Source organism: Gemmatimonadales bacterium (genome assembly GCA_036265815.1).
Taxonomy (GTDB): Bacteria; Gemmatimonadota; Gemmatimonadetes; order Gemmatimonadales; family GWC2-71-9; genus CAVVWJ01.
In genome coordinates this window covers 1-19,857 of record DATAOI010000037.1, presented here as the reverse complement: position 1 = coordinate 19,857, position 19,857 = coordinate 1, and the positions used below count along the sequence as shown (strand labels likewise).

The following is a 19,857-nucleotide window of genomic DNA, read 5'->3' as shown; positions in this document are numbered from 1 at the left end:
CAATCGCTGCATGCCCGCGCTGCGCCCACCGCCCCCTGACTACCGCCAGCACCTGGAGGTGGAGACCCCGGAGCATGTGGTCCTCGATCTCGAGATCGCGGGCATCGGCTCGCGCGCGCTCGCCGCCATTCTCGACATGCTGATCCTCGCCGGCGGCACCCTCGGCGTCGTGGTGATGCTCGCCATTCTGGCCGGCTATGGGCTCACCGTCGGCCGGGTCGGCCAGGCGCTCCTCCTGCTGGGCGGCTTCGTCTCATGGACCGGCTATTTCATCCTGTTCGAGGGCCTCCGCGGCGGGCAGACCCCGGGGAAGCGGATCATTGGAATCCGGGTCGTCATGGACACCGGCCACGCGGTCACGCCCAGCGCGGCGGCCGTGCGGAACCTGGTCCGCTGGGCTGACTTCCTGCCGCCGCCGTATCTGATCGGAATGCTGCTGGTGGCGTTCCAGCCGCGGGGGAAGCGGCTGGGTGATCTGGTTGCAGGGACCGTGGTAGTGCGGGACCGGCCCTCCGACACACCGGTGCGCCGCCGAGGAGCGGCGGCGACCGCCGAGTCGCCCTCCATTCCCGAGCTCAGCGACGCGGAGTTCCGGCTCCTCTCCCACTTCGAGGCGCGCCAGCAGGCGCTCACGCCTGCAGCGCGGAGCCGGCAGGCGGCCGGGCTCGCCGGGCGGCTCGGCTCCCACCCCGCGCCGGCAGGAGTGCCGGACGTCACCCACCTGCTCGAGTTGCATGCCCGGGAGCTGGCCCGGCGGGAGGGACGCCTGGCCGCGCGAGGCGCCGCGGGTGCGGGGACCCGCTTCGCTGCGGACAAGCGGCCTCGATGGGACGAGTTTGAGCAGCTCGCGGATCGCGCCGCCCGGAAAGGACTCGACACCTTCGCCTCGGCCGAGCTGCCGGAGTTCGCGGCCCGCTACCGCGAGGTGGCGGCGGATCTGGCCCGGGCCCGGACCTACGGTGCCGATGGGGAGACCCTGGCGCGACTGGAGCGCCTCGTCGCCGCCGGACACAACGCGCTCTACCGCGACGAACGGGGAACCTGGCGACGACTCTGGCTGGCGCTCGCGCGCGAGTGCCCGGCGGCCATCCTGCAGGCGCGGGGCTACGTGCTGGTGGCGTTCCTCACTTTCGCCGTGCCTGCGGCCGCGGGATTCACCCTGATGCGCCAGCAACCTGCACTTGCCGCCGAGCTCCTGCCGGACGTCATGCTGCGACGAGCCGAGGCCGGAGCCACCCGCGAGGCGCAGGGACGCGGGTTCGTGGAGATCGGGCGCGAGGACCGCCCGCTGATGGCCTCCGGCATCATCACCAACAATGTCCGGGTAGCGATCGCCTGTTTCGCCGGAGGCATCTTTCTCGGTGTTGGCTCGCTGGTGCTGCTGGCCGTGAACGGGCTCAGCATCGGGGCCAGCGCCGGCCACTTCGCCAATCTGGGGCTGCTCGGCTACCTGCTGGAGTTCATCCTGGGGCACGGCCTGCTCGAGCTGTTCGCTATCTGGGTGGCGGGGGCCGCCGGCTTCCTCCTGGGCCGGTCGGTCGTCGCCCCGGGCGATCTGAGCCGGGCCGACGCGTTGGTGCTCAGCGGGCGAACGGCGATCCGGATGCTGGGGGGCACGGCGTTGTTTCTGCTGGTGGCGGGTCTGATCGAGGGGTTCGTGTCGGCGGGGAGCTGGGGATTCGGGATCCGACTCACTGCCAGCCTGGCGAGCCTGGGATTTCTGGTCCTCTATCTGTGGAACGGCGCCCGTGTCGACCCGGCGGCAGGGTTACAGCTCTCGCAGCATGGCCCGCATCCGAATGGCAAGCGCCTCGATCTCGCGGAGGCCGGTGAGGGTCTCGGGGTCGATCTTTGACTCGTTCAATAGCAACAGCTGGGCCTCTGCCAGCAGCGCCGAGAGCGGATTGGAGAGGTCGTGCCGCAGCTTGCCCAACCGGTCGGCATCTGACATAAATTCCTATGTCAGAGACAGGTAGAGCGCGCGGATGTGGTGTTGCCCCAGCCCGCGGACCGACTGCCACAGATCTCCCTCGGAAACCCCGCAGAAGATCTCGGCGGTCTCGGACTCGCGACTGCCGGGGTCGATGAAGCGCAAGCGCCCCCGCCAGGCGCCGTCTTCAGAGCGGCGCACGGAGAGCTGGAGTGTGATGGTTTGGTCGGAGAGACGAAGCGGTGGGAGCTCGTAGAGGACCGGCTCCAAGGGGTCGGGAGTGTAGGATCGGTGTGGCTGAGCTGTCATGGCAGTGCCTCCGGGAGGACCCGATCGGATGAAACATTACGAGGGAGTGGCACTTACGCAATGCACCCCCGGTACTTGACTCGCTCCCCGCCCGGCTCTAAGTTGAGTCGCTTCTTGGTTTGGCAGGAAACTCCCCGTCACAGCCTGTACCGCACGCTCCGCCGCAGCGGGGCCCACCATAGACACAGTCAACCTCACCGGGTCTTGCAGTCCCCTACTCTCATCGCCCGCCGGCACTCCGGCCGGGCCCGCTTGCCTGGAGTCTCGTCCGTGGATATCGCTGAGCTGAAGCAGAAGTCGGTCGCGGAGCTGCACACCCTGGCTGAGCAGTTGAACATCTCCAACTACTCGGGGCTGCGGAAGCAGGATCTGATCTTCCGTATCGAGCAGTCGCTCCTCGACTCGGACACCGTCATCCGCGGCGAGGGCGTCCTCGAGATCCTTCCCGAAGGCTACGGCTTCCTCCGGAGCCAGGACTGGAACTACCTGTACGGTCCTGACGACATCTACGTCTCCCCCAGCCAGATCAAGCGCTTCGATCTCCGCACCGGCGACACCGTCATGGGGCAGGTCCGGCCGCCCAAGGAGGGCGAGCGCTACCTCGCCCTGCTCAAGGTCGAGCAGGTCAACTTCGAGGAGCCGGAGAAGACCAAGCACCGCATCGCTTTCGACAACCTGCGGCCGCGCTATCCCGACGCCCGGATCCGGCTGGAGCGGAAGAGCGGCGACCTGTCGATGCGGGTGGTGGACCTGCTCTCGCCACTGGGCAAGGGCCAGCGCGCCCTGATCGTGGCCCCGCCCAAGGCGGGCAAGACGATCCTCATGCAGAAGCTGGCCAACGCCATCAGCGAGAATCACCCCGAGATCGTCCTCATCGTGCTGCTGATCGACGAGCGGCCCGAGGAGGTCACCGACATGGAGGAGAACGTCAAGGCGGAGGTCATCTCCTCCACCTTCGACGAGCCGGCCGACCGCCACGTCCAGGTGGCCGACATGGTGATCGAGAAGTCCAAGCGCCTGGTGGAACACGGACGGGACGTGGTGATCCTGCTGGATTCGATCACCCGTCTGGCGCGGGCCCACAACGTCGTGGTGCCGCACTCGGGCAAGATCCTGTCCGGCGGTGTCGACGCCAACGCGCTGCAGAAGCCGAAGCGCTTTTTCGGCGCGGCGCGCAACATCGACAAGGGCGGCAGTCTCAGCATCATCGCCACCGCGCTGATCGACACCGGCAGCCGGATGGACGAGGTCATCTTCGAGGAGTTCAAGGGCACCGGCAACTCCGAGCTGGTCCTCGATCGGCGCCTGGCCGATCGGCGCATCTATCCCGCCATCGACATCCAGCGGACCTCGACCCGCAAGGAAGAGCTCCTGATGGACAAGGACGAGCTCAATCGGGTCTACCTGCTGCGCAACTTCCTGGCCGACATGCCGCCGGTCGAAGCGCTGGAGTTCCTGCTGGAGCGGATGAAGCGGACGAAGAACAACAAGGAGTTCTTCGCGACGATGGCGCAGTAGCGGGAAGGACGGGAAGGGCGGGAAGGGCGGAAAGGTTCGCAAGTGCAGGGCTTGGATCCTTCTCGTCTTTCCTGCCTTACCGCCCTTACCGCCCTTCCCTCCCCCCCTACATTCCCTCATGCTCCCCACCTCGGGCCGCCTCCTCGCCGTCGACTGGGGCGAGGTCCGGATCGGCCTCGCGCTGAGCGACGAATCCCAGGTGCTGGCGACCCCGCTCGTCACCCTGGTGCGCCGCCCAGGCAAGCGTTTTCCCATGCCACCGTTCCTGGCGCTGGTGGAGGAGCACGCGCCGGTCGGTGTGGTCGTGGGTCTTCCGCTCACACCCGAGGGTCGGGAGGAGATCAGCGCCGCGGCCGCACGGGAGCTGGCCGATTCCATCGCCCGGCGGACCGGGCTGCCCCTCGAGTTCTGGGATGAGCGGATGAGCACCGCCCGTGCTCTCTCGGCGATCCGGGAACAGGGTGGCAGCAGCCGGGGCCGCCGAGCGGAGGTCGACGCCCTGGCGGCGGCCGTGCTGCTGCAGCACTTCCTCGATGCCCGGCGGCCAATCCCCACATGATCCGCTCCCGCGTCTCCCGGCTTCTCGTCCTCACGCTGCTCATCGCCGCCTGCAGCGGCCGCCGGGACCCCGAGCGTGTCACTTTGCCGCCCGGATCCACCTTCGCCGCGGTAACCGATACCCTGGTTGCCCACGGTGTGGTCTCCAGCCGGCTGCTGTTCAAGCTCCTGGCCCGGATTCGCGGGGTTGACCGCTCGGTGCACGCGGGAGTCTACCAGTTCGCTCCGCACCTCTCCGCCTGGCGGGTCCTCGGGGTACTGGCCGAGGGGAAGACGGCGGCCATCCGCTTCACCGTGCCCGAGGGGCTCACCATTCTGGACGTGGCAGCGCTCGCGGCGGAGCGGTTGCAGATGCCGGAAGACTCCCTGCTCACCGCCGCGCGGGACGGCAGGGCCGCGAGCGCACTCCTGGGCTTCCGGGTAGGCTCGTTCGAGGGTTTTCTCCGCCCCGAGACCTACGCCGTTCCGCTGGGGATGCCGGCAGATGAGCTGGTTCGCCTCATGGCGCAGGGGTTCACCGCCGACTGGCAGCCCGCCTGGACCGCGCGGCTCGACTCGATAGGCATGACCGAGCTCCAGCTGGTGACCCTGGCGTCCATCGTGGAAGGAGAAGCGCGGGCGGACCAGGAGCGGGAGACCATCGCGGGGGTCTATCACAACCGCCTGCGGATCGGCATGGCGCTGCAGGCCGACCCGACCGTGCAGTACGCCATCGCGCTGGCGACGGGCAAGCGAAAGCCGCGGCTTTACGTGAAGGACTACCAGTTCGCCTCACCCTACAACACCTACCTGCACCCGGGCCTGCCTCCCGGCCCGGTGAACTCGCCTAGCCGGCGCAGCCTCGAGGCCTCGCTCTACCCGGCCAAGGTACCCTACCTCTACTTCGTGGCGGGCTCCGATGGGCGCCACCTGTTCGCCCGCACCTATGCCGAGCATCTGAGCAACGTGGCACGCACCCGCCGGGCCATGCGCTAACCTCGAGCGGGTGCCGGGAGGCATGCCGCCAGGGCGCGCGCGTACAGGGACGCGGCGCCTTCCGCATCGGCCGTCCGGAGAATGCCGGAGACCACCGCGACCCCGCTCGCACCGGCCGCCACCGCGTCGGCCACATCCTCCAGCCGGACGCCGCCGATCGCGAGGCACGGCCGTCCGCCCCCTAGAGCGGCCAGGTGATGGAACCCGTCGGCGCCGAGCGCTTCCCCCGCATCCAGCTTGGTGCCCGAGACACGCCAGGGGCCGATTCCCCAGTAGTCCGCGCCCGACGCTGCCACGGCCTCGGCCGCCGAGCCGACCGAGGCGCCGATCACGAAGCCCGGAGGCGCAATGGCGCGCGCCAGACTCAGCGGCACATCGTCCGGACCCAGGTGGACCCCAGCCGCCCCGGCGGCCAGGGCGATGTCCGGCCTGTCGTTCAGCAGCACGGGGATGCGGAGTGCCTGGACCAGCATGCGCGCCAGTTTCACCTGCTCCCGGGCGGTGGCACGCTTGAGGCGCAGCTGCACCGCGGTGACCCCGCCGCGCTCGGCGCTCAGGGCAAGGGCGAGCGGATCGCGCCCGGCCAGCAGGTCGTCATCGGTTACCAGCATGAGACGAACCAACGCCGCTACATTAGGTCGCATGACGCTTCCCCTGCCGCGACTCCAAGGAATTCGTGGGGCCACTACCGTCGACCGGAACGACGCGGGAGACATCCTCGCCGCCACCGACGAGCTGCTCCACTCCCTCATCGAAGCCAACCAGCTGGAGCCGGATGACATCGTGAGCGGTCTCTTCACCGTCACCCGCGATCTCGACGCCGCCTTCCCGGCCCGGGCAGCCGAAGAGTACGGCTGGAATATCGTGGCGCTGCTGCACGCCACCGAGATCCCCGTGCCCGGCTCCCTACCTCGCTGCATTCGCCTCCTGGTGCACGCCTACACCCGGAGAAGCCGGGCGGAAATCAAGCACTGCTACCTTCGCGGGGCCACGGTCCTCCGCCCCGACCGGGCGTGACCCAGCTGGGCGTGGCCGAGATCGGCGTGACCGCCCGGGGCGCCGAGCGCTGGACCCGGGGGCATCCCTGGATCTACCGGAGCGAGGTCCTGGAGGAGACACCCGCGACCCCCGGGCTCGTCCGGGTCCACGATCCGCGTGGGCGCTTCATCGGCCAGGCGCTGTACTCTCCCGCATCCGAGATCCGGCTCCGCCTCCTCGAGCGTACCGAGCGGCCGGTCGATGCCGCCTGGTGGCGGGAGAGGCTGGCGACGTGCAATGAGCGACGCATCGGAATCGATGCCACCGCCTACCGCGTCGTCCACGGCGAAGGCGACGGTCTCCCGTCGCTGGTGCTCGACCGCTACGACCGCTGGCTGGTGGGCCAGCTGCTCTCCTCGGGCCTCGAGACCATGCGGGAGCCGATCGTCGCCGCCGTGATCGAGGTCTTCGCGCCGGAGGGAATCCTGCTGCGGCACGATACGGCCGCCCGGCGCCGGGAGAGGTTGCCTGCCGAGCCGGAGCTGGTCTATGGCAGCGTACCGCGATCGATCGAGGTGCGTGAGGGGAGCATCCGGTACCTCGCCGCGCCGTGGGACGGCCAGAAGACCGGGGCCTTTCTCGACCAGCGACCCCACCGGCTCCTCGCCGGCAGCCTGGCCCGTCCGGGCGGCCGGGCGCTCGACTGCTTCGCGTATCACGGCTCCTTCGCGCTCCACCTCGCCGCGCGCTCGGCGACGGTGCTGGCGCTGGACGTGAGCCGGGAGGCGCTGGAGCGCGGGGCCGCCAACGCGGCGCTCAACGGAACCTCGAACATCGAGTGGCGCGAAGCCGATGCGTTCGAGACCCTGCGCGCCTTCGCCCGCGCGCGCGAGCGCTTCGACACCATCGTGCTCGATCCGCCCGCCTTCGCCAAGTCTCGCGCGTCGGTACCGGCGGCGCTCAGGGGATATCACGAGATCAATCTCCGCGCGATGCGCTGCCTCGTTTCGGGCGGCAGTCTGCTCACCGCGTCCTGCTCGTTTCACGTGGGGCTTCCCGCGTTTCTCGCCATGCTGGCGGACGCGGCCGCCGACAGCGGACGTACCATCATCCTGCGCCAGGTGCTGGGTCAGGCCGAGGATCACCCCGAAGTGCTCGGGATCCCCGAGACCGGCTACCTCAAGGGAGCCCTCCTCCAGGCGCGCTGAGGGCGCGAGCGGCGGGGGTACCGTCGTTTCTTCGCGTTGACACCGGCCGTCGCGAATACGAGTTTGAGGTAATGTCCGGAACCTCTCCGTTCATTCTTATCGTTGACCGGCCGCCTCGGTACTCCACTTCCGCCGAGGCGTCGTGCTGAGCGCGGCCCAGCTTCGCGCCACGGCGGAGCGCCGGCGGACGCCCTATTCCGACAAGCAGCACTACCAGGAGTACATCCTCCAGCGCATCGAGGGCTACAAGAATTCCATCGGGCGTGATGAGCTGCTGCGCCTCGGCGACGAGGCCGCCTCGGAGCTTCAAACCGCATCCGAGGGACAGTTCCTGCTCACCGAAGTGCTGATGCTGGAGTCGGTCGATCGGCTGATCATCAAGCGGCTCGCGCTTCGGCCCTACAACCGCTGGCGACGTCAGTTCCTCAAGCTCCGCGAGGCCCAGCGCACCCCCACCCACTGGGGCCTCGAGCCCACCTGCCCGCTGGCCCGGCTGCTCCCCCGAATCGAGTCCCAGGACAACGCGCTGGTGATCGGCAGCGGGGCCGAGCCCACCGCTTATCTGCTCGCCGCGCACGATGCGGTCGTCACCTTCCTGGCCAGCGACCTGGGCTGCGTCGAGCGGGTGGAGTCGCGCATGGCCTCGGAGGCTCTGGGCAGCCTGTTCGAGGGTTACGTCGCCCAGATCGGCGCCGGCCTCCCGGAGTTCCTCGACTTCGTCGACGCCATGGACCTGGTGGTCCTCGATCCCGGCGCGCTGGTGCACCTGAGCCCCGCCTGCCGGGTCGAGTTCGTCCGCGATCTCCAGCGCCGAAGCCGGCCCGGCGCCGTGCACATCCTGCTGCCGACCTGCCAGTCGCTCGCGCCCGAGGCGCTGCTCACACTCTACCAGAGCTGGACCGTGGAAGAGGGCAAGCGGCGGCGGCGCTCGAGCAGCACCCGCCAGCGGGATGGGATCGTTCTCTGCATGCCGCCGTGTCCCTCGAACACAACGCGCGCCGCGGCGGCAGGGTCGGAATGACACATCCACCCCGGCGACGATAGGCTAAACGATTGGAATTGGTGATCTTAGCTACGGCACCCAGGCGGCACGATGGGTGCCTTTCCACGAGGAGAGGTCAGCAGTTGTCCCGTGGGTAGAGAGGATCGGTCCGTGGCCAGTCTCCCGCTCGTCATTCCGTCACTGCCGCTGGGCATCGTCATCAAGAGCGGCGCACCCGCTCGCAAGCCGGTCCGCTTCTGGGCGTACATGTGGGCGGCCGACGAAGAGATGGCCAGCGACCACTGGCACCAACGAGTCCCCAGCGAGCACGTCGCGTAGCGGTACCCCTCGCGGCGGCCCGAAACGCCCCCGGATTCCGGTCCGGGGGTGTTTGTATTTCCGGGGCTTGCCCCACTGGAGAGCCGGTCCAAAACTCGATTTATCACACCCCTTCGTGGTGCTCATGCGGAATCTCAGCCTCCACGGCACCGCCATCCCCTCGAGGCCGGTGCCACCATTCCGTAGACGCCCCGGACCGCCGGTGTGGACATCGCGCGACTATATTCCGCCGTCACTTTCCCCGGGTCCAGATGCGCGCGCTGGTGAAGGAATCACCCGGTCCCGGCATGGCGCTGCGGGACGTGCCGTCCCCGAGCTGCGGCCCCACCGAGGCGCTCATCCGCGTCCGCCACGCCGGCGTGTGCGGCACCGATCTCCACATCTGGGAGTGGGACAGCTGGGCGCGCAACCGGCTCCGTCTTCCGGTGGTGATCGGGCACGAATTCGCCGGTGAGATCGTCCAGCTCGGCCGCGAGGCCGAAGCGGCCGAGCTGCTCACCGTGGGCGATCTGGTCACCGCCGAGGGTCACATCGTCTGCGGCCACTGCCTGCAGTGCCGGCTGGGCGCCGGCCACCTCTGCCAACGCACCCAGGTCATCGGCGTCGATCGCGATGGCGCCTTCGCCGACTTCATTGCGATGCCCGCCTCGAACGTCATGAAGCTCGACGGCATTCCGACCGAGATCGGCGCCATCATGGACCCGATGGGCAACGCGGTCCATACCGTGCTCGAGGCCGACGTGCCGGGGAGCACGGTGCTGGTGCTCGGGTGCGGTCCGATCGGCTGCTTCGCGGTCGGTGTGGCCCGGGCCGCGGGAGCCTCGCTGGTGATTGCCAGCGACTTCAATCCGATGCGTCTCGAGCTGGCTCGGGCCATGGGTGCGCAGGTCACCCTCAACCCAGCCGACGACGACGTACCGGCCCGGGTGCGGGAGCTCACCGGCGGCGATGGAGTGGACCTCGTCTGCGAGATGAGCGGGCACCCCACCGGCCACGCTCAGGCGTTTGCCGCCGCGCGCCTGGGAGGCCGGGTCAACCTGCTGGGTACCCCCAACCGGACTACCGAAGTGGATTTCGCCCGGGACGTCATCTTCAAGGGGCTCACCCTGTACGGCGTCACCGGGCGCAAGATGTACCAGACCTGGCACCAGATGCGCCGCTTCCTCCGGGCCGGCCAGCTCGACCCCCGGCCGGTCATCACCCATCGCTTTCCGCTCGAGTGCATCGCGGACGCCATCCAGGTCATCAAGGACGGCCAGGCCGGCAAGGTCATTCTGGAGGTCGACCCATGAGCAGCTCGCTGGAGCGCCGTCTCGAGGCCGAGCTGGAGCAGTTCATCCGGGATGGGGTGTACAAGCGCCTCAATTACCTGGACAGCCCCCAGGACGCGCGGGTCCGCATGGAGGACCGCGGCGAGGTCATCATCCTCTCCTCCAACAACTACCTGGGGCTCAGCAACCAGCGCGAGGTGGTGGAGGCCGGCAAGGCGGCGCTCGATCGCTACGGCGCGGGCACCGCCTCGGTGCGCTTCATCTGCGGCACCTTCACGGTGCATCGCGACCTTGAGGCCGCCTGCGCCCGGCTGGTGGGGACCGGCGGCTCGCTCAGCTTCGTGAGCGCGTGGAATGCCAACGAGGCGGTGCCGGCCACGCTGCTGGGCGAGCAGGACATCGTCCTCAGCGACCAGCTCAACCATGCCTCCATCATCGATGCCATGCGGCTGGCCAAGGCCATCGGCAAGTGCCAAACGGCCGTGTACCGTCACGCGGACCTGGCGGATCTGGAGGCAAAGCTGGTCCAGGCACGGAGTCACCGAGTCCGCATGGTGATCACCGACGGCGTGTTCTCCATGGAAGGGTCGATCGCGGATCTGCCCGGACTGGTGGAGCTGTGCCGGAAGCACGACGCGGTCCTGCTGGTCGACGACTCCCACGCGACCGGCGTGCTGGGCACCCACGGGCGGGGCACGGCGGAGCATTATGGCCTGCTGGGCGAGGTGGACATCATCACGTCGACGCTGGGAAAGGCGCTGGGTGGGGCGGCGGGCGGGTTCGCCGCGTCCTCGACCGCGGTCTGCGACTATCTGACCCAGCGGGCTCGGCCCCAGCTCTTCTCCAACGCCCTGCCCCCGACGGTCGCGGCCAGTGCGCTGGAGAGCATCCGCTATCTGGAAGCGCACCCCGAGCGCGTCACCACCCTGCGGGAGAACGCGCAATACTTCCGCGAGCGTCTGATCGAGCTCGGCTTCCACCCCCTCCCCGGCGAGACGCCGATCATCCCAGTCATTCTGGGAGAAACCTCCGCCGCCATCCGGATGAGCGATCTCCTGCTCGCGGAGGGGGTCTTCGTCACCGGCTTCGGCTTTCCGGTCGTGCCCCAGGGGCAGGCTCGGGTCCGCTGTCAGGTCTCCGCGGCGCACACCCGTGAGGACCTGGACGAGGCGCTGGCCGCCTTCAAGAAAGTCGGCTGCCAGCTCGGACTGATCTAGGCCGGTCGGTGGGCCCGGTCTTTGCACCCCGACCCTTTCCGACGGGCGGGGGAGCCCCGGTATCGCATGCTGTAAGATATTGACTTATTTAAACTTACGGCTGCTTCAACACCCCCTCCCTTCCCGCGATTTCCGATAGAAACCCGCATTTTGACCGACCGTGCCGCCCGGGCACGCGGTAGTCGCCAGGATCCCCCTGGCGCGGACCCTTACGGAGGCAGTCTGTGATGCGCATGGTCATCCGAAGCATTCCGGCCGCAGCACTGGCCTTCTGCCTGGGCGCGACCCACCTGGTGGCGCAGCAGCCCGGCAGCTCGACCTTCCAGTGGTTCGTCGGAGGGCACGGAGGTGTCGTCAGCATTCAGTCGCTGGGAGATCGCAGGTTCCTCCCCACCGCCGGCGGCTCGATTCTCGTCACGGCCAAGCGCACCGGGCTGTTGCTCTCGGTGGACCAGGCGTTCGGCTCAGACGAGGTGACGGCCACCTCGTTCCAGGTTCGCGACGATAGCGGCTCGGTGGTTCAGAGCGGGACGGTGGGATGGACCTTCCAGGGACTCCGCAAGTACTCGGCGATCCTGGTGGCCTACCCGCTCCGGAACCGGAACGTCCAGCCGTTTGTGGGCGTGGGCGGCGGCATCATGCACACCACGGGGAACTCAGCCGGGCGCTTCGCCGACGGTCGAGACGCGAGCGAGCTCAGCAGCAGCGGATTCGGCACCGCGATCGCGGGCCTGGAGTTTCGTGCGGGTCCCTTCAGCGCCTTCGGCGAGTACCAGATCACCACCAAGATGGGATTCAAATCCCTGACCACCGTGGTCCAGCGAGACGGCGCGGGCAACGCGGTGTTGACCGAAGACGACTATGGCGAGTGGCTGACCGGTGCCACCCACACCTTGATCGGCGGATTGCGATTGTCCCTGGGGAGCGCACGCGAGCAGGCGAGAACCGGCGGCTACTGAGCGGCGCGCGGCCGGGAAGCAGCAGACGGGCAGCGGATCAGGACGATTCGCTGCCCGTTTCGCATCGGGGAGCCGGACCTCGCGACACGTAACCGGATCCGGCAGCCAGATAGCGCAGTGGCCACTCCGCGGCCTTGGTGATCCCCACCCGAGGCGTCACCAGCACAGGGAGGACGTCGGCGCCGCCGCGCACGGCCACCACGGGCGAGTCTGCCATGGCCAGCCCATCCAGCTCCCGGGTAATACCGAGCGCCTGACACAGCTTCCCCGGCCCGGAGCAGAGGTGCCGGTCATCGACCCCGCCCCTCCGGCGCCGCATCGTCTCCAGGCCGCGGATCGGCTCCAGCGCACGCAGCAGGACCGCTCCGCCGTTTCCGTCGGGTGCGCACACCAGATTGGCGCACCAATGCAGCCCATAGGACCGGTAGACGTACCACGTGCACGGAGGCCCGAAGAGCGCGGCGTTTCGTTCGGTGCGGCGTCCACGGTAGCCGTGCGAGGCCGGATCGACGGCGCCGAGATACGCCTCGGTTTCGACGATCCGTCCCGCCGTGACGGAGCGGCCCAGGGACGAGATCAGCGTCGTCCCTATCAGCTCCCGCGCCACTACCTCGGCCGGCCGGCGGAAAAACGAGACGGGCAGCGTGGCTGCCCGTAGCGTCGTGCTCACTCGGCCTTCTTCCGGGCTCTCGCGCGAGGTCGCTTGGGGCGCGCGGCCGCCGGTTTGTCCGCCGATTCGGGTGCCGCGGGCGACTCCGGAGCTGGCGTCGCGGCGGCGGCCGCAGCCGCCCGCTTACGCGGTGCGCGCCGGGGACGCGACGGCTTTGCCGCCGCCGGCTCCGCGGGCGCTTCCTCAATGGCCGGTGCTGCCTCGACCGGGGCCGGCGCATCCACCTTGACCACACCGATCAGCGGAAACTCGCTGGTGCGAAACGGAGCCCGGGAGCCACGGCGGAACCGCACGCCCAGACGTTGACCGTTTTCCCGGCTGCCGCTCGGGCCCTCGGCGGCGGGCTCGGACGCGACCACGGCCGGTTCCTCCAGCGAGGCGGGCACCTGTGCCGCCGGGATCGCGGATAACGGCGCGGGTCGGGGCGGCAGCGCTGGGGCGCGGGGATGCGGCGAGACCTCATGGTCGTTGTCACCGACCTGGCGAACATCGGCCACCTCGGCGTCGTTCGCCTGGCGCAGCAGCCGGCCGAACCGGGCGGCGTCGAGCAGCGGGTCCTCCCGTCCGTGCATGGCCACCATGCGAAGCCGCAGCGCCTCCTCGCTCACCGGTGGCCGAAGCTCCGCGAGCGCCTGGCTCATGAGCTGGAAGGCCCCCGCGAGGGTGAGCGTAGCCTGGGTCACCCGCCCGCGGGCGGGCGGCCCCTCCCGGACCGGCTGGCCGGGATGTTTGGTCTCCCGGCCTGCCTCCGCGGGCCGCTCGCGGTCGCGGCCCCGTCCCCGACGCCCACGGCCCCGTCGCCCGCCGTCCTCACGCGCCGCCTCACTGCCACCCTCGCGGGCCGAACGCGCCGGTGGCACCGACGGAGCACCTGCGGACAGCGGGGGGGCCACCTCGAACTGGCCGTTGTCGAGCTTGGTGACCAGGACGACCCCCTTCTGCCCCGCTTCGACCACGAACTTACTGAAGCGATTGAAGCCGGCGTTGCGCTCGTCGAAGTTGGGATCGATCTGCTGCATGACCTGCTTGAGACGATCGGAGCGCATGACGTCGCCGTTCCGCGCCATCTGCACCACCGCTTCGCCGGCCAGCTCCCAGGGATCGCGCTGAATCGACGGGACATCGATCTCCTTGGTGAGGCCCGCCAGGTCGTTGTAGGAGAAATACTCGTCGCAGTTCTGGATCAGCAGGTCACTGGCCGACTCGCGGATCCCGACCCCGATGACGTACTTCCCGTACTCCTTCAGCTTGATCACCATGGTCGAGAAGTCGCTGTCGCCCGAGAGGAGGATGAAGGTCCCGATCTCCGGCCGGGTGAAGACCAGCTCGATGGCGTCGATGGCCAGGCGAATGTCGGTCGCGTTCTTCTTGCTCGATCCGAAGGCGGGCGCGAAGATGAGATCGATGGAGGACTCGGACAGCGATACGATGTACTGCGGATAGCGGCGCCAGTCGGCGTAGGCGCGCTGGACTGCCACCTTGCCCTTGATGATGTCGCTGTTGAGGAGGGTACGGAGCTCCTTGGTCAGGTCCTTCTGGATGCCCAGGGTGACGTTGTCGAAGTCGATCAGTAGGGCAGCGTTCGGGGCATGCACCGGAGGCTGGCTCAGATGCCGGGCGGGCCGGATCAGCGGTCGATTCACGTAGCGCTCAGTTCCGGGCTTCTCGTCCCCGCGCGCTCCCCTCGACGCGCCTGGCCGGACCCGGTGTGCGGCAGGGCAACGAGGAGGGCACGAGGTCGGAAGCCCACCAGGAATGTTCGCGAGGCCGCCACCGGAACGGAACGGGTACGGTCACCGAGAGGGCGCCGGTCGGCCGGGTCACCGAGGCGCGCGCACGAGTACACCTTCCGGAAGTGGTCAGCGCAAAGAATTTAGACGGGGCGAGGGACCGCTGGTAGGGGCGGGCGGCGGGTTATCCGAACTGCGCCTCGCCGGCCAGTGGGAGGTCCAGCACGAAGTGGAAGCGGGTGCCATAGCCGGGGGCGGTCTCGACCTCCAGGGTCGAGCCCATCGCCTCGACCAGCTTGCGGCAGATAGAGAGACCCAATCCCGATCCGGAGAAGGCGTACTCGCCCTGCTTCTGGCGCCGGCGGAATGGCTCATAGAGCGTCACCATCGATTGCGGCGGGATGCCACGCCCGGTGTCGCGCACCGAGAACTCCACGCCCCGCTCGATCTGTCGCGCCGTCACCTCCACGAATCCCTCGGCCGTGAACTTGAGCGCGTTGGTGGTGAGGTTGAGGAGCACGCGGCTCAGCGCCACCGGGTGCCCGATCCGGAAATCGGCCTCGGGCGTGACCAGTTGCACGGTGAGGCTCTTCTCCTCCGCGATCGGCTGCACGATGTCCCGCACCGACTCGAGAATGTCGGTGACGGAAAACGGGATTGGATCGAGATCCACCAGCCGGTCGCCTCCCCGGGCGAGCTCGATCACGTCACTGGCAACGGAGCTCAAGCCGAACGCCGCGCTGTAGATGAGCCCGAGCTGACGCTCCTGGACGGGGTTGACCGGGCCGCTCCGGCCGCGCTGCAGCGTCTCCGCCAGGAAGAGGATGGAGGTGAGCGGCGACCGGAGGTCGTGGGCCACCTCGACCACCAGCTCCAGCCCGTCAGGACCGGACAGCCGATCGGTGAAATGCTGCGACCAGTCCACCTCGAGCCGCTGGCTTACCGTCTCGATCGCGCCGAGCAGCCGGAGGAGCTGGACCGTATCCGGTGGGGTGGGAAGCGCCTGAACCCGGTCGAGGAACCCGGAGCGCAGCAGATTGACCAATCGGCGGGAGAGCGCGTTGCGCGGGAGCGCGCTCAGATCGGGCGCGTGCCCGCTGGCCAGCTGGCGGATGGCCATCGAGAGCTGCGCCAGATGGACGGTGACCTCCTCCATCCCCGACGCGTGCTCCAGGGCCTGCTCCCATTCGGCCTGGGCCCGGAGGGTCGCGTCGCGGAGGGCGTCCCACAGGGGTGGCGCTACGTCGTCGCCGACCGGGCCGTCGGGATCCCACACGCCACTCGGCCCAGTGCCTACGGGGCTGGGCCGCCGGCGTTCTCCGCTGGTGGCACCCACGTGGGCCGCCTCCACCGTCACTCAGGCGTCCCCGCGGTCTCGTCGCGGTGAAACGCGTGCTTGTCCATCAATCGATACAGCGTGGTCCGATCGATGCTGGCCAACCGCGCCGCCTTGGACATGTTGCCCCCGGCCCGGGTGATCAGGCGAGTGAGGTATTCCTTCTCGAACTGCGCCACGATTCGGTCCTTGGCGCCGTGGTACGCTTCCTCCATGACGGCTGCCGGCACGGGGCTCTCCGCCGGCCACTCGGCCCCGTCCTCGTACACCGGAATGTCATTCGGCTGGATCGTCTGATCCGGCTCGGCCAGCACCGCCACGTGCTCGATGGCGTTCTGCAACTCGCGAACGTTGCCCCGCCAGGGGCGTGAACGCAAGAAGCCGATGCTCGCCTCGCTCAACCGAGGCGCCCGGTCGCCCATTTGCCGGTGCCGCTGCCAATAGTAGGTGAGGAAATGATTGGCGAGGAGCGGAATGTCCTCCGGTCGCTTGCGCAGCGGCGGCAGCTTGATGGGCACCACACGCAGCCGGTAAAACAGGTCTCCCCGAAGGGATCCGCTGTCGACCGCTTCCTGCGGCTCCCGATTGGTCGCGGAGATGAAGCGCACATCGACCACCGCGTCCTGCTGTTCGCTGCCCACCCGCCGGACCACGCCGTCCTGGATCACCCGCAGCAGCTTGGCCTGCAGGGGCATGGACATCTCGGTGAGCTCGTCGAGAAAGAGGGTCCCGCCGTTGGCCGTTTCCAGCAGGCCGGGCTTGTCCCGGTCGGCCCCGGTAAAGGCGCCCTTGCGGTGGCCGAACATCTCGGATTCGAGCAGCGGCTCGGGCAACGCGGCGCAATTGATCGGGACCAGGGCGCGGCTGGCGCGCCGGCTGTTCTGATGAATGAATTGGGCGATGACCTCCTTGCCGGTGCCGCTCTCGCCGCTGATGAACACCGACGCATCGGTGCCCGCCACCTTGCGGGCCAGCTCCACCGCCTGGCGGAACAAGGGCGAGATCCCGATCAAGGCGATCTTGTCGCTGTGGCCGTGCTGCTTCATCAGCTGGACCCGGAGGTCCTGCGCCTCGCGCGACATCATCACCGCGTGCGACGCACGGCCGATCAGCACCTGGAGGTGGGTGGCGGAGAACGGCTTCGGCAGGTAGTCCCAGGCGCCCGCCCGCAACGCCTCGATGCTGCTGGTGACGCTCGGATTGCCGGTCATGACGACGACGATGGTGTCCTTGTACGCCGCCAGCGCGCCCTGGAGGATTTCCAGACCCGAGACCTGGGACATGTACAGATCGACCAGGATGATATCGAATTTTCGTCGCTTGACCGTTTCCAGCGCCTCCTCCCCGCGGCCGAGCAGCGTCACGTTGTAGCCGTCCATCTGGAGCACGCTGGCGCAGCTCTCCCGCAGCGTTCGCTCATCGTCGACAACGAGCACGCGAATGCTGGCCTTGATCTCGCTTGGAATGGAGAGGAGATCCCGGTGGGTCGAATCGGCGGGAGAGCCCGTCCGATCCGGCTGGGCGAGCGGGTCGGCCATCCTCGGCTCCTGGGCTGGACCACGCAGGTGGTCAATGGAAGTCGGATCAGCAACCGCATGCGCCCGCGACGGGCAACGGGCCGGTCCCGTGCCAGGGACTAGTAACGTTCTTACCACAATGTGATGCGGTTGTCAAGCAGAGTGCAACTTTTGTACTACATGAGTCGGCGGGGAGTCCGCAACATATCGTAGCTAGTAGACGACACTTAGAGCGGCCGCAAGCCTCAACTGGGGAACTGGAGCGGCACCTGCTCGAACGACCGAACCCGCTCGCCATCACCGTCCCGCGTGAGGTCTCGCAGCGCCGTCGTGGCGCGCAGGAGTAGCTCCACCGCGTCCACCGACGACTCGGCGAAGTCGGGCACAGCACAATAGCCGGCGCGGACCTGCACGGTGCGCTCGCCGCCCCGAACCGGAATCGTGGCGCCCTCCACGGCGCTGCCCAGCCGTCGAACCAGCCGGAGGGCGCCGGCCGGGCCTGTGGCTGGCGCAATGATGGCGAACTCCAGCGGACCCAAGCGGCCGATCGCATCCGATGCCCGCCCGGTGCGCTTGAAGACCAGACCGAGCTCGTCGGCCATCCGCTGGCTCTCCTCGTCGGTGACCTCGCTCGGATCGCTCTCGGCCTCGGGGGAAAAGACCACGCATGCGAGCGGGTCGCGCCGCCTGAGGGCATCCGCACCGATCTCCCGCGCCCGCCGGGAGAGACCCCGCATGTTGTACAAACCGGTGCCCGGATCCAGCAGGTTCTCTTCCCGGAGACCGTCGACTTCCTGCTTGCAGCGCAGAAAGGTGCCCAGCTTGAGCAGCAGTGCCTCGCCGTCGAGCGGCTGTCCCAGGAATTCCCAGGCACCCGCGCGGTACGCCTCGAGTCGCTGCGTGCGACCCGACGGTCCCGAGGTGGTGATGACGATCGGCGTGGTTCCGCTGAATCGGGGATCGCTCCGAAGGGCGCGGCAGACATCGAAGCCGTGCATGTCAGGCATCTGCGCATCCAGGATGATGAGATCTGGCTGCGAGCTTCGCGCGCGCTCCAACGCCTGCTGGCCGGTATAGGCCCGGACCACCGAATAGCCGTTCGGGCCCAGAATGCTCTCCAGCGAGCGGGCCGACCACTCCTGATCGTTGGCGATGAGGACGAGGGGAGCGCTGACGGCCTTTTCTCGATTTGCCATTATTGATGAACCGGATTTGAAGAAACAGCGAGGAGCCCCGCGCCGCCAACCGCAGGACTCGTGCGGGTTCCACCGGTGCCGGCAACCTGTTAGGGTTTCAGCAGTTAGCCAGCAGATCCGAGACCATCTCGGGCCCGATCGCTGGAGCGATGCTACAGTTTTAAGCTACTCTTGACACGTTCATGCAACGAATGGCGGTTGTAGCGGTCCGGCCAGCGGTGCTGTGGTCCCACAGCAACGGTGGGCCCCGTGGGCTGGCCCGCTCACCAACTGCCCCAACGTCAGTAAATCTAAATGTACGAAGCTGTTATATGAAGCCGCCAGACCCGTCTGCCAAGGCCGGTCCGAGGGGGAATTCACGGCGCCATCCTTGAAGCACAGTCCACCGTCCCCTGGTCCACCCCTGACCGAGCGAAAGTCTCGACATGCCGCACTCCACCAAGCCTGATTCGAATCCTGGGGCGCACGACGACACGATCACCTCGTCCGCGCAGGAGGACTCGCAGACACCGACGGGTTCGCCGGTGGAGCGCTCCCGGTTCAGCCAATGGCTCGCGAGCTTCGGCCTCGGCGAGATGCCGCACCCGCTGCTCACCCGAGGCCGCTCGGCGACTCCCAAGCCTGGCTCTCGGTAAGTGACAGCGCAAGACCTTGCAGTGGGGTTCAGTGAGTCAGGTCACTGGGAGTTTGGGTGAGATCGATTAACCTGCGCCATCATGCGGGCTTACTTACAGGCCCTTCGATTTGCCCACGGCGCTGCGCGTGGAATTCGCGAGTGGAACCGCTTGGAGTGAGGTGGAGCCGGCTTTTCCCCGAAACCGACGGCCAAACATGAGCAGCGCCACCTCCGGAGTCCGACGCCGTCCGACCTTGAGCGGCGAATTCGCCCAACCCGCGGCATCGCGGTCGCGGGTGTCTTCGTATGCGAGCCTGCGCACGCACCGCATGCTGCGGAACGAGGCCCGCGAATGGCTCGGCTCTGCCGTCAACATCCTGCTCGCCGCGTTAGCGCTCATCATCAGCTTGCCAGTGATGCTGGTGATTGCGGTGCTGATCAAGCTGACCTCGCGGGGCCCGGTGTTCTACCTGCAGGAGCGGGTGGGGCTGGACCGGCGGCAGCGGGGCGTGGGGGCCTTGAACCACCGCCGCAGCCACGACGCCGGG

At 68.3% G+C, this 19,857-nt stretch carries 19 protein-coding genes; 12 read left to right on the top strand and 7 right to left on the bottom strand.

Going from position 1 to position 19,857, the window contains the following annotated elements; translation table 11 throughout:
- The first annotated feature begins 10 nt into the window (after window positions 1–10).
- Window positions 11–1,855: a stage II sporulation protein M gene (locus VHR41_07870; GenBank protein HEX3234101.1), complete on the top strand. Its 1,845-nt coding sequence runs from the start codon at window positions 11–13 to the stop codon at window positions 1,853–1,855.
- 102 nt (window positions 1,856–1,957) lie between these two features.
- On the opposite strand, the gene VHR41_07865 is transcribed toward VHR41_07870, so the two are convergent.
- Complete coding sequence (locus tag VHR41_07865; GenBank protein ID HEX3234100.1) at window positions 1,958–2,239, bottom strand: hypothetical protein; 282 nt, start codon at window positions 2,237–2,239, stop codon at window positions 1,958–1,960.
- Window positions 2,240–2,509: 270 nt separating this feature from the next.
- Here VHR41_07865 and rho point away from each other — a divergent pair, with 270 nt between their 5' ends.
- The 3 genes from rho (at window position 2,510) to mltG (ending at window position 5,290) form a co-directional block, all read left to right on the top strand.
- Window positions 2,510–3,757, top strand: coding sequence for a transcription termination factor Rho (rho, locus tag VHR41_07860; protein HEX3234099.1), 1,248 nt, complete (start codon window positions 2,510–2,512; stop codon window positions 3,755–3,757).
- Between the two features lie 118 nt (window positions 3,758–3,875).
- Window positions 3,876–4,316, top strand: a complete 441-nt coding sequence (gene ruvX, locus VHR41_07855) for a Holliday junction resolvase RuvX (GenBank protein ID HEX3234098.1) — start codon at window positions 3,876–3,878, stop codon at window positions 4,314–4,316.
- Window positions 4,313–5,290, top strand: a complete 978-nt coding sequence (gene mltG / locus VHR41_07850) for an endolytic transglycosylase MltG (protein HEX3234097.1) — start codon at window positions 4,313–4,315, stop codon at window positions 5,288–5,290. Before ruvX ends, mltG begins: the two co-directional genes overlap by 4 nt.
- On the opposite strand, the gene VHR41_07845 is transcribed toward mltG, so the two are convergent.
- Entirely contained in the window at window positions 5,287–5,901 is a 615-nt protein-coding gene (locus VHR41_07845) for a thiamine phosphate synthase (GenBank protein ID HEX3234096.1), read from the bottom strand. The genes mltG and VHR41_07845 overlap by 4 nt on opposite strands.
- 31 nt (window positions 5,902–5,932) lie before the next feature.
- Between VHR41_07845 and aroH the strand changes: the two genes are divergently transcribed.
- The 7 genes from aroH to VHR41_07810 all read left to right on the top strand — a co-directional run bounded on the left by aroH (window position 5,933) and on the right by VHR41_07810 (window position 12,244).
- Window positions 5,933–6,307, top strand: coding sequence for a chorismate mutase (gene aroH / locus VHR41_07840; protein ID HEX3234095.1), 375 nt, complete (start codon window positions 5,933–5,935; stop codon window positions 6,305–6,307).
- Window positions 6,304–7,476 carry a class I SAM-dependent rRNA methyltransferase gene (locus tag VHR41_07835; GenBank protein HEX3234094.1) on the top strand — a complete coding sequence of 391 codons (1,173 nt, stop codon included), beginning with the start codon at window positions 6,304–6,306 and terminating at the stop codon, window positions 7,474–7,476. The genes aroH and VHR41_07835 overlap by 4 nt, the downstream gene beginning before the upstream one ends.
- Before the next feature lie 142 nt (window positions 7,477–7,618).
- Complete coding sequence (locus VHR41_07830) at window positions 7,619–8,497, top strand: hypothetical protein (GenBank protein ID HEX3234093.1); 879 nt, start codon at window positions 7,619–7,621, stop codon at window positions 8,495–8,497.
- Between the two features lie 132 nt (window positions 8,498–8,629).
- Complete coding sequence (locus tag VHR41_07825; GenBank protein ID HEX3234092.1) at window positions 8,630–8,797, top strand: hypothetical protein; 168 nt, start codon at window positions 8,630–8,632, stop codon at window positions 8,795–8,797.
- 251 nt (window positions 8,798–9,048) lie between these two features.
- Complete coding sequence (gene tdh, locus VHR41_07820; protein HEX3234091.1) at window positions 9,049–10,089, top strand: L-threonine 3-dehydrogenase; 1,041 nt, start codon at window positions 9,049–9,051, stop codon at window positions 10,087–10,089.
- Complete coding sequence (locus VHR41_07815; protein ID HEX3234090.1) at window positions 10,086–11,285, top strand: glycine C-acetyltransferase; 1,200 nt, start codon at window positions 10,086–10,088, stop codon at window positions 11,283–11,285. Before tdh ends, VHR41_07815 begins: the two co-directional genes overlap by 4 nt.
- A 227-nt stretch (window positions 11,286–11,512) precedes the next feature.
- The gene (locus VHR41_07810) at window positions 11,513–12,244 is read left to right on the top strand and encodes a hypothetical protein (protein HEX3234089.1); all 732 of its coding nucleotides are present in this window, start codon (window positions 11,513–11,515) and stop codon (window positions 12,242–12,244) included.
- 37 nt (window positions 12,245–12,281) lie between these two features.
- Here the strand turns inward: VHR41_07810 and VHR41_07805 are convergent, their stop codons facing one another.
- From VHR41_07805 to VHR41_07785, 5 genes are all read right to left on the bottom strand, one after another.
- A complete protein-coding gene (locus tag VHR41_07805) occupies window positions 12,282–12,914 on the bottom strand; it encodes a DNA-3-methyladenine glycosylase (protein ID HEX3234088.1) in 633 nt (210 codons plus the stop codon).
- Complete coding sequence (locus tag VHR41_07800) at window positions 12,911–14,557, bottom strand: NYN domain-containing protein (protein ID HEX3234087.1); 1,647 nt, start codon at window positions 14,555–14,557, stop codon at window positions 12,911–12,913. Before VHR41_07800 ends, VHR41_07805 begins: the two co-directional genes overlap by 4 nt.
- Window positions 14,558–14,828: 271 nt before the next feature.
- Entirely contained in the window at window positions 14,829–16,001 is a 1,173-nt protein-coding gene (locus VHR41_07795) for a HAMP domain-containing sensor histidine kinase (protein ID HEX3234086.1), read from the bottom strand.
- A complete protein-coding gene (locus VHR41_07790) occupies window positions 15,998–17,518 on the bottom strand; it encodes a sigma-54 dependent transcriptional regulator (protein ID HEX3234085.1) in 1,521 nt (506 codons plus the stop codon). Before VHR41_07790 ends, VHR41_07795 begins: the two co-directional genes overlap by 4 nt.
- A 224-nt stretch (window positions 17,519–17,742) precedes the next feature.
- The gene (locus VHR41_07785; GenBank protein ID HEX3234084.1) at window positions 17,743–18,693 is read right to left on the bottom strand and encodes a response regulator; all 951 of its coding nucleotides are present in this window, start codon (window positions 18,691–18,693) and stop codon (window positions 17,743–17,745) included.
- Between the two features lie 831 nt (window positions 18,694–19,524).
- Between VHR41_07785 and VHR41_07780 the strand changes: the two genes are divergently transcribed.
- A partial coding sequence (locus VHR41_07780; protein ID HEX3234083.1) for a sugar transferase occupies window positions 19,525–19,857 on the top strand: 333 nt, incomplete at its 3' end.